Raw genomic sequence first — 13,406 nt, forward strand, 5'->3', positions numbered from 1 at the left:
GGATTGCTATCGCTCAGGCGTCGTCGCCGGTGCCCGGGATGAAGGCATCGAAAGCGGCGAGGAACTGCTCGCGGTACATGTCGGCCTCCTGCAGGATTTCATGGTGCGCGCCGTCGATCATCAGCAGCGAGCCGAGGCGCAGACGCCTTGCATAGGCCTCCACCGCCTTGGTCGACACCACCTGGTCGGCCCCGGCGGCGATCACCAGCATGGGGACCTGGATCGCTGCGACAAAGTCCGGATCGCTTACGGCTTCGGACGCTTCGGCGGCGGCTTTCAGCCAGCGGATCGTCGGGCCGCCAAGCGCCAGTTGCGGATGGGCTTCGTAGATCCCCGTGTTGCGCCGGTAGCGTTCCGGATCGGATGTCACCTTATTGACGGCAAAGGGGGTGGTCTGCTTGGGCCGCGGTCCCCAGGCGGCATAAAGCCGGCCGAGGCCCAGAAGGCAAAACAGCGAGCAGACGCGGCGAACGGTTGTTATCGAGACCGGAAGGTCGGGCAGGGTCAGGAAAGGGGCGACCAGCACCATGCGCCGCACCCGATTGACCATTGAAGGTGCGGCAAGCAGGGCAACCACCGCTCCGGCTGAATGGGCCAGGATGTAATAAGGCCCGCGGCAATCGGGCAGCACGATCTCTTCGAAGAACTGTTCCAGGTCGCTGGCGTAGTCGCGAAAACTGCGGACAAAGCCGCGCTGCCGGTCGCGGATCAGCCGGTCGGAGCCACCCTGGCCGCGCCAGTCGAGCGTGGCAACGCCAAAGCCTCTGTCGGTAAGATTGCGGATGGTCTCGAAATATTTCTCGGTGCATTCGTTGCGACCGGTCAGCACCACCACCGTGCCCTTGATCGGGCGGGTGACGGCGCCAAAAAGGCCATAGCGGATCCGCTTGCCGTCGCGGGTGGTGAAGTAACCGCCTGCCGCGTTTACCGGTGACGGATTGCCAGGAAATTCGTGGAAGAGGTCCGTCATTCGGCGTTTCGTTTTTCGTGTCGCGCCCTAGCCCTGCGAGGCGCAGGCCCGGTGATAGACGCCAACGCGGCAAAAGCAAAGGGCTTCCGGTTGGAAGGGGAAGGCAGGAACTTCCGGCAACGAATGAGGCCGGAAGCAGCCCTGCGGCGTGCTTCCGGCCTCTGTCGATCCGGGAGGAAGGGACGTTACACCCGGTTCGGCCTCGTCGCGGCATCTCATCCGGTGCCGCTTGTTCTTGATCCTGGCTGCACTCTAGCGCCGCCTGGCTGAACGGGCGCCGAAGCGGCGGTTCATCTGCCGTTCATCGAAGCGCGAATTCGCCGTCCGGCAAAAATCTTGAAATGCGCTTTTGCGCTCCCCAAATGTCTGATGCGGCCGCCAATGTCGGGGCCGCTGGCCTATCCCGGAACGCCGCTCAAGGGTTTCGCACCGGCCAAACGCAAACCATGTTGCTCAACAGGAGAACACCTCATGCGTCACGTTGATTTTTCCCCGCTTTATCGCTCGACCGTCGGCTTCGACCGCCTCTTCACAATGCTGGATTCGCTTGCCCAGCCTGAGAGCGCGCAGACCTACCCGCCCTACAACATCGAACGCACCGGCGAGGACGCCTATCGCATCTCGATGGCGGTTGCCGGTTTCTCGGAAGACGAGATCTCGATCGAGGCCCACCGCAATGTGCTGACCGTGAAGGGTGAGCGCAAGGACGAGGGCAATGGCGAAGGTTCCGAACTGCTCTATCGCGGCATTGCCTCGAGGGCCTTCGAGCGCCGCTTCCAGCTTGCAGATCACGTCGAAGTCGTCGGCGCCACGCTGAAGAACGGCCTGCTCTTCGTAGACCTGAAGCGCAACATCCCCGAGGAGTTGAAGCCGCGCAAGATCGCGATCTCCGCGTCCTCGGCCAAGGCCAAGCAGATCGAGGCCAAGACCGCTGCGTAATGCAGCCTGAGCACAAAACCGTCTCCTCCCGAGACGAGAGCGGCGCCGAAAGGCGCCGCTTTTTGTTTGCCTCGATGTCTGTGCCATCCCCAACCAAGGATACTGGCCCTTTCGCGGCAAGCCTCGCTGAACGAGGTTTTCGTCCTGCGAATGGATCGAGGGCATGTCTGATTTTTCCCTGGCGCTGACGGGCACAATCGCCATCACCTTCCTGCTGGCCGGCATCGTCAAGGGTGTCACCGGCATGGGCTTGCCGACCCTGGCGATGGGGCTGCTCGGCACCGTCATGCCACCGATCACGGCCGCGTCGCTGCTGATCGTGCCGTCCTTCGTCACCAATGTCTGGCAGCTGTTCGCGGGCCCGAGTTTTGCATCGATCCTGCGCCGGCTGTGGCTGATGATAGCCGGCATTCTCATCGGCACAGTCGCCGGGGCAAGGCTGCTGGCCAGCGACAACGTCAAATGGACGACCGCGGGCCTGGGTGCCGCGCTGGTGCTCTACGCCGCCTACACGCTGCTGGCACGACAGCTCAGCATTCCCGCCAAGGCGGAGCGCTGGTCGTCGCCGGCTATCGGCTTCTTCACCGGCCTTGTCACCGGCGGCACCGGCGTGTTCGTCGTGCCGGCGGTGCCCTACATCCAGGCGCTGGGGCTGAGCCGGGACGACCTGATCCAGGCGCTTGGTCTTTCCTTCACCGTGTCGACCATTGCGCTGGCAGTCGGCCTCGCCGCGCATGGCGCATTCGAGATCGAGCATCTCGCGATGTCGACGCTGGCCGTTGCGCCGGCCTTGCTCGGCATGTGGCTCGGCCAGCTGCTCAGGCAGAGGATCAGCCCGGCGACCTTCCGCCGCTGGTTTCTGATCTTCCTGATCCTGCTTGGACTGGAGCTGCTGGCGCGGCCCTTTCTGGCCTAACCGTTTCCTTACCCGATGAGCAAATGACCGATGTGATCAACCTCTTCCGTTGTCGTCGCGAAGCTGGCGACGAAACGGTAGATCGCTTCATTGTCGCCGAGATGGCCGTCGAAGCCTTGGGGTACGCCCCATTCGTAGAATTTGGCGCCGGCCGCTTGCAGCTTTTCTGCGTTGGCGCGGTCGAGGATGGCGAAAACCTCATTGGCCTGCGGCAGCCAGGCCAGTCGGCCGGCCGGCGCGTCTTCGATCGTCTCGGCCAGCCGCGCGGCCATTGCGTTGGCGTGCCGCGCCATCCTCAGCCAGAGATCGTCTGTGAAATAGGCTTCGAACTGGGCCGAGATGAAGCGCGCCTTGGAAAAGGTCTGTCCGGCGCGCTGGCGCAGCAGGCGCAGATCATGCCCCAGGTCGGGGTTCAGGACCACGACCGCATCGGCCATCCAGCAGCCGTTCTTGGTGCCGCCAAAGGAGATGATGTCGACGCCGCTCTTCCAGGTCATTTCGGCAGGGCTGATGTCCGTCGCGGCAACCGCGTTGGCGAAGCGCGCGCCATCCATGTGCAGAGGCAGTTTGTGACGGCGTGCCACCTCGGAGACGGCTTTGACATCGTCGACGGTATAGACCGTGCCGACCTCGGTCGCCTGGGTGATCGTCACCGCCATTGGCTGGCCGGCGGGGGCGAGGTCTTGCGAGTAGCGCGCGATGGCCCGGTCGAGAGCTTGCGGATTGATGCGTCCCAAAGGCCCCGGAACGGACGACATGCGCGCTCCGCCGGTATAGAAGCTCGCGGCGCCGAATTCATCGACATTCATATGCGCTTCGGAATGGCAGAAGGCGACGCCGCCGATACGATTGCATGCCGCCATGGAGAGCGCGTTGGCCGCCGTGCCGGTCGCGACGAAGAACACTGCGACATCCCCTTCGAAGATCTCGCTGAAGCGCCGGTAGACGGCGCGGTCGAGTTCGCCGTCGCCATAGGCGGTCGCGATGCCCGCGGCGTGCCGGGACAGATTGGCCGAGATGTCGGGATGGACCCCCGCCCAGTTGTCGGATGCAAAGAACATTGAGATGTCCGTATCTGGTTTGAAAAACGGGCGGGACCATGGCTGCTTTGGGGTTTGACGCGCAAGGGCCAAGCCCTGGAAAAGCAGTAAAGCCAGCTAAGCCAGGGCGACACGGGTGGCGACTGAAGGTTACGTTTCTACCCTCCCACGCGTAATTTTCTGTCGTGAAGGGCTCGAGATTTTTGTGAATCGGTCTTGTGCACGCCTGCGATTTCTGTCATAAAAATTTAGGACAGTAGTGCTGTCTTATTTTGTCGCACAAATCAGGCTGGAATGGCGTATCATTTGGGCCACTCCGGCCGTTGCCGCGAGCGACGGGTAGACGGATCGGCTCTGGCCTGTACGATACCGGATACGAACCGGGCGGTAAGCCGCATGGTTCGGCAAGGATTTCGCAAGACGTGCCGCAAGGATGAAGGGGAAGCAATGCGCTTCCCGAGGCAAACCAGCGCCCGAAGGACTGGGAACGGAGGACAGGACGATGACGGAATTGACGCCATCTGCGATCAACGGCCAGGCCGCGCAGACAAAAGCGGCTACCGTCAAAAATACGTCCCTGACCAACATTGGGCGCACCGCCAACGGTTTCGCCGCGCAAGGCCTTTACGATCCGCGCAACGAGCACGATGCCTGCGGCGTCGGCTTCATCGTCAACATGAAGGGTGTGAAGTCGCACGAGATCGTCAAGGACGGCCTTGCCGTGCTCGAAAACCTGACGCATCGCGGCGCCGTCGGCGCCGATCCACTGGCGGGCGACGGCGCCGGTGTTCTGGTGCAGATTCCAGATCGTTTCTTCCGCGAGGAGATGGCCGCCCTGGGCATCGACCTGCCGCCGGCGGGTCAGTACGGCGTCGGACACTGGTTCATGCCGCAGGACGCAGCACTTCGTGCCCATATCGAGGACGTCATCGCCGAATCGGCGCAATCCGAAGGGCTTCCGCTGCTCGGATTCCGTGACGTGCCCGTCGACAATTCGTCCCTGTCGAAGGCTCCGGGCATCGTGGCATCCGAGCCGTTCCACCGGCAGGTCTTTATCGGCCGCACGGCCGACATTACCGACGACGAGGAATACGAGGCCAGGCTCTATCTGCTGCGCAAGGTCATATCGGGCCGCATCTACGCCGAGAACGACAACAAGGACATCGGTTCCTACTGCGTGTCGCTGTCGGCGCGCACCATCGTCTACAAGGGCATGTTCCTGGCCTATCAGGTCGGAGCCTACTACAAGGACCTCACCGATCCGCGTTTTGAGACCGCGCTTATCCTCGTTCACCAGCGCTTCTCGACCAACACCTTCCCATCGTGGAAGCTGGCGCACCCCTACCGCATGGTCGCGCACAATGGCGAGATCAACACCGTGCGCGGCAACAACAACTGGATGGCGGCGCGGCAGGCGTCCGTCGATTCCGAGCTGTTCGGCAACAACATCTCGAAGCTTTGGCCGATCTCCTACGAAGGCCAGTCCGACACCGCATGCTTCGACAATGCGCTCGAATTCCTGTTCCAGGGCGGCTACACGCTCAGCCACGCCATGATGATGCTGATCCCGGAAGCCTGGGCCGGCAATAAGCTCATGGATCAAGACCGCAAGGCCTTCTACGAATACCACGCCGCGCTGATGGAGCCGTGGGACGGGCCGGCGGCGGTCGTGTTCACCGATGGCCGCCAGATCGGCGCCACGCTCGACCGCAATGGCTTGCGCCCGGCGCGCTACATCGTCACCGATGACGACCGCGTCATCATGGCTTCGGAGGCCGGCGTGCTGCCGGTGCCGGAGGAACGGATCGTCAAGAAGTGGCGGCTGCAGCCCGGCCGCATGCTTCTGATCGACCTGGAAAAGGGCCGCATCATCTCCGACGAGGAGATCAAGTCGGAGATCGCGACCAAGCACCCCTACAAGACCTGGCTCGCCAACACGCAGCTCATCCTGGAAGATTTGAAGCCGGTCGAGCCGCGTGCGTTGCGCAAGGATGTCAGCCTGCTCGATCGCCAGCAGGCCTTCGGCTACAGCCAGGAAGACACCAAGCTGTTGATGTCGCCGATGGCCACCACCGGCCAGGAGGCGGTCGGCTCGATGGGCACCGACACACCGATCTCGGCGATGTCGGACAAGTCGAAGCTGCTCTACACCTATTTCAAGCAGAACTTCGCCCAGGTCACCAACCCGCCGATCGATCCGATCCGCGAGGAGCTGGTGATGAGCCTGGTGTCCTTCATCGGACCGCGGCCGAACATCTTCGACCTTGTCGGCAATTCGCGCCGCAAGCGGCTCGAAGTGCGCCAGCCGATCCTGACCAATGGCGATCTCGAAAAGATCCGCTCCATCGGCCACACCGAGGACCGTTTCGACACCAAGACGATCGACATCACCTACGCCTCGAACGAGAATGCTGCCGGCATGCAGGGCGCCATCGACCGGCTCTGTGAGCGCTCGGAGGCGGCGGTGGCCGGCGGCTACAACATCATCATCCTGTCCGATCGCCAGGTCGGACCGGACCGCATCGCTATTCCCGCGCTGCTGGCCACGGCCGCGGTGCATCATCACCTGATCCGCAAGGGATTGCGCACTTCAGTCGGTCTCGTTGTGGAATCCGGCGAGCCGCGCGAGGTGCATCATTTCTGCTGCCTTGCCGGTTACGGCGCCGAAGCGATCAATCCCTATCTCGCCTTCGACACGCTGCTCGACATGCATAAGCGCGGCGAACTGCCGGCCGAGGTCGATGCCTATGAAGTCGTCTCCCGCTACATCAAGTCGATCGGCAAGGGCATCCTCAAGGTGATGTCCAAGATGGGCATCTCGACCTACCAGTCCTATTGCGGCGCGCAGATATTCGATGCCATCGGGCTGAAGACCGACTTCGTGCAGAAGTACTTCACCGGCACCGCGACGCTGATCGAAGGCGTCGGGCTGGACGAGATCGCGGCCGAGACGCTCAGCCGCCACAGCGACGGTTTCGGCAACGACCCGGTGCTGCGCAACAGCCTCGAGGTCGGCGGCGAATACATGTTCCGCATGCGCGGCGAGGCGCATATGTGGTCGCCCGATGCGGTCGCCACCTTGCAGCACGCCGTGCGCCAGGGTTCGTGGGATACGTTCAAGGACTATTCCGCGCAGATCGACAGCGAGACGGCGCGCGCGCAGACCATTCGCGGCCTGTTCAAGATCAAGCTCGCCGACGAGACCGGCCGCAAGAAGGTCGCGCTCGATGAGGTCATGCCGGCGGCCGACATCGTCAAGCGGTTTTCGACCGGCGCGATGTCCTTCGGCTCGATCTCTCGCGAGGCGCACACCACGCTGGCGCGCGCCATGAACGCCATCGGCGGCAAGTCCAACACCGGCGAGGGCGGCGAAGAGTCCGACCGCTATCTGCCGCTGCCCGGCGGCGGCAAGAACCCCGAGCGCTCGGCGATCAAGCAGGTCGCTTCCGGGCGGTTCGGCGTTACGGCGGAGTACCTTGTCAACTCCGACGTGATGCAGATCAAGGTCGCGCAGGGCGCCAAGCCCGGCGAGGGCGGCCAGCTGCCCGGCCACAAGGTCGACGCTACCATCGCCAAGGTCCGGCACTCGACGCCAGGCGTCGGTCTGATCTCGCCGCCGCCGCATCACGACATCTATTCGATCGAGGATCTGGCGCAGCTGATCTACGATTTGAAGAACGTCAATCCGGCGGCCGACGTCTCGGTCAAGCTGGTGTCCGAGGTCGGTGTCGGCACGGTCGCGGCCGGCGTTGCCAAGGCGCGTGCCGACCACATCACCATCTCTGGCTACGACGGCGGCACCGGTGCCTCGCCGCTGACCTCGCTCAAGCATGCCGGCAGCCCGTGGGAAATGGGCCTTGCCGAGACGCACCAGACCTTGGTGCTGAACGGCTTGCGCTCGCGCGTCGCGCTGCAGGTCGACGGCGGGTTGCGCACCGGCCGCGACGTCATAATCGGTGCGCTGCTCGGCGCCGACGAGTTCGGCTTCTCGACCGCGCCGCTGATCGCGGCCGGCTGTATCATGATGCGCAAGTGCCACCTCAACACCTGTCCGGTCGGCGTGGCAACGCAGGACCCGGTGCTGCGCAAGCGCTTCAAGGGCACGCCCGAACACGTCATCAACTTCTTCTTCTATGTTGCGGAAGAAGTCCGCGGGCTGCTCGCCGAAATGGGCTTCACTCATCTCGACCAGATCATCGGCGATGCCGATCTGCTGGAGAAGCGAGACGTGATCCAGCACTGGAAGGCGCGCGGGCTCGATTTCAGCAAGATGTTCTTCAAGCCGGACGCGCCGCATGAGGCCGTGCACTGGACCGAGCGGCAGAAGCATCCGATCGACGACGTGCTCGACCGCAAGCTGATCGAGCTGGCGAAGCCGGCGCTGGAAGCCAAGCAGCCGGTGACCATCGAGCTGCCGATCCGCAATGTCGATCGTTCGGCAGGCGCGATGCTGTCGGGCGAAGTGGCCAAGCGCTTCAAGCACAAGGGCCTGCGCGAAGACACGATCTCGGTCAAGCTCACCGGCACCGCTGGCCAGTCCTTCGGCGCCTTCCTGGCGCGCGGCATCTCGTTCGAGCTGGTCGGCGCCGCCAACGACTATGTCGGCAAGGGCTTGTCGGGCGGCCGCATCGTCATTCGTCCGCCGGAAGAGGCCAAGATCGTCGCAGCCGAGTCCATCATCGTCGGCAACACCGTGCTCTACGGCGCGACCGAGGGCGAGGCCTATTTCGCCGGCGTCGCCGGCGAGCGGTTTGCCGTGCGCAATTCGGGCGTCGCAGCCGTTGTCGAAGGCGTCGGCGACCATGGCTGCGAATACATGACCGGCGGCATCGTCGTCGTCATCGGCAAGACCGGCCGCAACTTCGCTGCCGGCATGTCGGGTGGTGTTGCCTATGTGCTGGACGAGGTAGGCGACTTCGCCGAACGCTGCAACATGGCGATGGTCGAACTGGAGCCGGTCCCGGAGGAAGACGATCTGATGGAGAAGCTGCTCCATCATGGCGGCGACCTCGACCACAAGGGCCGCGTCGATGTCTCGGGCGACATGACCAGCCACGACGAGGAGCGGCTCTACCAGCTGATCTCGAACCACGTCCACTTCACGGGTTCGGTGCGCGGCCGCGAAATCCTCGACAACTGGACGGCTTTCCGGCCGAAATTCCGGAAAATCATGCCAGTCGAGTATCGCCGCGCGCTGATCGAGATGGAGCGCATGCGCATGAGCGTGGCGGCGGAATAGGCTTTGGGCGTTGCCGGGGAGCGAGGCTTCCCGGCCGACACCTCATCAACAATCCTGACCTCGGACTGAAGGTTGCCATGGCTGCCTTATGAGGTTAACGGGTGCGCCGACGAGCGTGCCTTCGGACAGCAGGGACTGACTATGGGCAAGGTAACAGGCTTTCTCGAGATCGACCGGCAGGTGCACAAGTACCAGCCGGCCTCCGACCGCATCCGGCATTTTCGCGAATTCACGCTGCCGATGTCGGATAAGGAGGTCGAGAAACAGGCCGCGCGCTGCATGGATTGCGGTATTCCGTTCTGCCACGGGCCGACCGGCTGCCCGATCCACAACCAGATCCCGGACTGGAACGACCTCGTCTACAATGGCGACTGGGACAATGCGATCCGCAACCTGCATTCGACCAACAATTTCCCGGAATTCACCGGCCGTATCTGTCCGGCGCCTTGCGAGGAAGCCTGTACGCTGAACCTCGAGGACATTCCGGTCGCCATCAAGACCGTCGAGCAGGCGATCGCCGACAAGGCCTACGAGACCGGTCATATCCGGCCCTATCCGCCGGAGAAGAAGACCGGCAAGCACGTCGCCGTCATCGGCTCCGGCCCGGCCGGCATGGCGGCCGCGCAGCAGCTCGGCCGCGCCGGTCACGACGTTCATGTCTATGAGCGCGAGAGCCGTCCGGGCGGGCTGATGCGCTACGGCATTCCCGACTTCAAGATCGAGAAGCACTATATCGACCGCCGCATCGAGCAGATGCAGGGCGAGGGCGTGACCTTCTATTGCGGCGTCAATGTCGGCGTCGACAAGCCCGTGGCCGAACTGCTCGCCGAGTACGACGCAGTGCTCTATTGCGGCGGCTCGGAAACGCCACGCGCCGCCAGCATCCCCGGTGACGATCTCGGCGGCGTCTACGATGCGATGCCCTATCTGGTGCAGCAGAACAAGCGCGTCGGCGGCGAGCCGATCCAATCGGTGGCCTGGCCTTCGCATCCGATCATCGCCAGCGGCCAACATGTCGTGGTCGTCGGCGGCGGCGATACCGCTTCCGACTGCGTCGGCACCGCTTTCCGGCAGGGCGCCGTGCGCGTCACCCAGCTCGACATCCGGCCGCAGCCGCCGGAGAAGGAAGACAAGCTCGCGGTCTGGCCCTATTGGGCGACCAAGATGCGTACCTCGTCGTCGCAGGCCGAGGGTGCGGAGCGCGAATTCCAGGTGGCGACGCTCGAATTCATCGGCGAAGAGGGCCAGCTGACCGGAGTCAGATGCTGCGAGGTCGACGACAAGCGCAAGCCGATCGCCGGCACCGAATTCGTCATCCGCGCCGATCTTGCCTTCATCGCCATCGGCTTTGCCGGGCCGGCGGCAGCCGGCGTGGCGGCGGAACTGGACGGGCAGATGAAGATTGTCACCGACGTCCGCCGTTCGAAGAATGTCGAGGCCAATGACCTCGACTACAGGACCAGCGTCGACAAGCTCTATGCGGCAGGCGATGTGCGCCGCGGCCAGTCACTGGTGGTCTGGGCGATCCGCGAAGGCCGCCAGGCGGCGCGTTCGATCGACGAGTCGCTAATGGGATCGAGCGTTCTACCTCGCTGAAGAACGGTCTCCGAGCAGCCTTGCCGTATTAAGGATTGATTGCCGTCGTCTTGTCGGTCACGGCGCTAGCCGTGGCGGGCTGGGTTCTCGGCGGCGAGGAAAAATCGTCGGCGCGGCCGGGCGAGGCATTGGGCGCCTTGCCCTCGATGACAAGTTTTTCGCCGGGCAAGTTCGGGTCGCCCTTTGCCGGCGGCGCGGCGCCGAGAAGTTCGGAGCCGCCATCGAGCGCCGGATCGCCAAGCAGCATCGGCGGGGTGCGGTCGACCACGATCGGAGCGGCGGCTGGTGCCGGCGCTTCCACCGGAGCGCCAGCGGGGGCGGAGGCCGTCACCGCGCTTCCCGGCGCGGTGATGCCAAGGATCTTCATCAGCGGCTTTTCGGTGTAGAAGGCGAGCTTGCGCTTGCCGGCCTTCGACACGTTGATGCCGTCGTTGGAGCGCAGGCGCACCGGCTGGCCGTTGATGTCGGGGCCACTGGTGACGAAGGCGCCGTTCTCGTCGACGAAACCGTCCCAGACATCGACGAATTCACCACCATGCTTTTGCGCCACCGAGTGGTAGATGTCGTTGAAGGCCAGCATGTCGGAGGTCATTTTCGAGACCCGGAACGCGGGCATGCCGACCCACAGGAACGGTACCTTGGCGGCGGCGATGGCGCTGCCGAGCGCATCGGTCCGGCGTTCATATTCCTTGGTCCAGTTCTCCGATCGCGGCTGCTCGCGCACGTCGGCGACCTTCATCTGCTGGCGGTCGTTGGAGCCGAGCATGACGATCACGGCCGCGGGTTTTTCGGTGTCGATCAGCGATTTGATCTCTTCCGGCCAGTTGTAGAAGTCGTCGCGCACGAAACCGGATGAGCCGTTGCTGCGCGCGACGATCCTGACGCCGGGGGTCTCGGCAAAGGCGGTGTCCAGGCCTTCGGCGAGACCCGCCGCCATGAAATCGCCGACCACCAGGACGACGCGGGCATCCGGCGTCTTTTCCACGATCGGCGTGGCCGGTTCGGCCGGCAGGCGGGGCCGGGATTTTTTAGCCTTGGGCTTCGGCCTTGCCTTCTGGATGTCGAGCGGTGGTTCGACCCGCTCGCTGCGGCGCGGAAACAAGAGGTCGCGCAATGACCAGCCGCGATTTAGCTGTTCCTGCGCCAGGGCCGGCGTGTGGAAGGAACTGGCCACAGCGACAGCCAGGACGGCGATCGCCAGAACCAGGATCGGCATGCGGCGAAGGATCACCCGGATACGCGCAACCGAAACCAAGTATTCCCCCCGTTTCTAAGTCAGCACTACTTTTGCCGGAGCCATTTGAGCACTTCCATGCTTGGATAGCCGTCCTGGGTCAAGCCGGTCTTTGCCTGGAAGGCCAGGATGGCGGCTTTCGATCCGTCACCGATCTTGCCGTCGAACTTACCGTCATAGTAGCCATGCTCGGAAAGCCGTTGCTGAAGCTCCTGCCTTTCCTCGAAGGTGAGCTTGGTGAAAGGCCGTTTCCAATCCTGCACCAGACCGCCATAGCCGGCGATTTCGTCGGCAAGAAGGCCGACGGCGAGCGCGTATTTGTCGGCGTTGTTGTAGGCTTTGATGACCGAGAAGTTCTTGATCATCAGGAAGGCTGGCCCACCGCGGCCATCCGGCACCTTCAATGTCGCCTTGTCGGAGCCGTTCTTGAAAGGCTTGCCGCTGGCCCTGACAACGCCGAGCGCCTGCCATTGCGCCAGTGTCTTGGAGCCGCCGGGAAGTTTGCCGGCCGGCAAGGTGACCTCATAGCCCCAGGTCTTGCCGGCCTGCCAGCCATTCTTCCTGAGCAGGTTGGCGGCTGTCGCCAGTGCGTCGGGAATCGAATTCCAGATGTCGCGCTTGCCGTTGCCGTCCATGTCGACCGCATAGGCCTGATAGCTGGTCGGGATGAACTGGGTGTGGCCCATCGCGCCGGCCCAGGAGCCGCTCAGATGGCTTTCGTCGATATCGCCCCTCTGCAGGATCTTCAGTGCCGCGATCAGCTGGGTGCGGGCGAACTTCGATCGCCTCGGGTCGGCATAGCCGAGCGTCGCCAGCGAGCGGATGACATTGCGCATGATGTCGTCGCGCTTGAGGATCTCGCCATAATTCGATTCCATCGACCAGATGGCGAGCAATATGCTGCGGTCGACGCCGAATCTGGCCTCGATCCTGTCCAGCCACGGCTTCCATTTCCTGGCCATCTGCTGGCCGACGGCGACCGACTGGTCATGGACGCGGTTGTCGAAATAGTCCCAGGCGGGAGCGGTGAATTCGGGTTGGGTACGGGCCTTCTCCAGCACCACGGGGTCGATATCGGTGATGTTCTTGAAGGCCTGGTCGTAGAGAGCGCCGGAAACGCCGCTCTGCACCGCTGTGGCGCGGAAGCTGGCAACCCATTGCCGGAACCCGGCATCGGCGAAAGCAGGGCCGGGGGGCATCAGCAGGGCGAGCGAGAGGCTGGCCGCCGTCACGGCGCTCGCCAGGCGCTTTGCGGTGTTGCGAACGGACATCTTTTCCTCCTTCGTCATATCAGGAAGATCATTCATCGCCGAACCCGGTTAGCATTTAGTTTACCATAGGTGGGGTCGGGAACGAAAAGACGCCTCGATGCTTTACGCACTGCAATGTTAAGCCCTGCTCTTGTCCAAGTCTCGATTCCGACGCGAAAATGTCTCAGAACGGGATTGCGGAGCAGGCCCTCAAACGGATAA

Annotated in this window: 8 protein-coding genes; 4 read left to right on the forward strand and 4 right to left on the reverse strand. The window is 63.5% G+C overall.

The window, feature by feature from the left end; all coding sequences use genetic code 11:
- Positions 1–13: 13 nt before the first annotated feature.
- The gene (locus D3227_RS14770; RefSeq protein ID WP_120014844.1) at positions 14–970 is read right to left on the reverse strand and encodes an alpha/beta fold hydrolase; all 957 of its coding nucleotides are present in this window, start codon (positions 968–970) and stop codon (positions 14–16) included.
- Between the two features lie 471 nt (positions 971–1,441).
- On the opposite strand from D3227_RS14770, the gene D3227_RS14775 reads away from it, so the two are divergent.
- Positions 1,442–1,909, forward strand: coding sequence for an Hsp20 family protein (locus D3227_RS14775; protein ID WP_120014965.1), 468 nt, complete (start codon positions 1,442–1,444; stop codon positions 1,907–1,909).
- Positions 1,910–2,072: 163 nt separating this feature from the next.
- The gene (locus tag D3227_RS14780; RefSeq protein ID WP_120014845.1) at positions 2,073–2,825 is read left to right on the forward strand and encodes a sulfite exporter TauE/SafE family protein; all 753 of its coding nucleotides are present in this window, start codon (positions 2,073–2,075) and stop codon (positions 2,823–2,825) included.
- 8 nt (positions 2,826–2,833) lie between these two features.
- On the opposite strand, the gene D3227_RS14785 is transcribed toward D3227_RS14780, so the two are convergent.
- Positions 2,834–3,886, reverse strand: coding sequence for a threonine aldolase family protein (locus tag D3227_RS14785; RefSeq protein ID WP_120014846.1), 1,053 nt, complete (start codon positions 3,884–3,886; stop codon positions 2,834–2,836).
- 481 nt (positions 3,887–4,367) lie between these two features.
- Here D3227_RS14785 and gltB point away from each other — a divergent pair, with 481 nt between their 5' ends.
- A complete protein-coding gene (gene gltB, locus D3227_RS14790; RefSeq protein ID WP_120014966.1) occupies positions 4,368–9,104 on the forward strand; it encodes a glutamate synthase large subunit in 4,737 nt (1,578 codons plus the stop codon).
- Positions 9,105–9,245: 141 nt separating this feature from the next.
- Entirely contained in the window at positions 9,246–10,700 is a 1,455-nt protein-coding gene (locus tag D3227_RS14795) for a glutamate synthase subunit beta (RefSeq protein WP_120014847.1), read from the forward strand.
- 28 nt (positions 10,701–10,728) lie between these two features.
- Here D3227_RS14795 and D3227_RS14800 read toward each other — a convergent pair whose 3' ends face one another.
- The gene (locus D3227_RS14800; RefSeq protein WP_120014848.1) at positions 10,729–11,955 is read right to left on the reverse strand and encodes an SGNH/GDSL hydrolase family protein; all 1,227 of its coding nucleotides are present in this window, start codon (positions 11,953–11,955) and stop codon (positions 10,729–10,731) included.
- A gap of 26 nt (positions 11,956–11,981) precedes the next feature.
- Positions 11,982–13,205, reverse strand: a complete 1,224-nt coding sequence (locus tag D3227_RS14805) for a lytic murein transglycosylase (protein WP_120014967.1) — start codon at positions 13,203–13,205, stop codon at positions 11,982–11,984.
- Positions 13,206–13,406: the final 201 nt, after the last annotated feature.

The organism is Mesorhizobium waimense, from assembly GCF_003601975.1.
GTDB lineage: Bacteria > Pseudomonadota > Alphaproteobacteria > Rhizobiales > Rhizobiaceae > Mesorhizobium > Mesorhizobium waimense.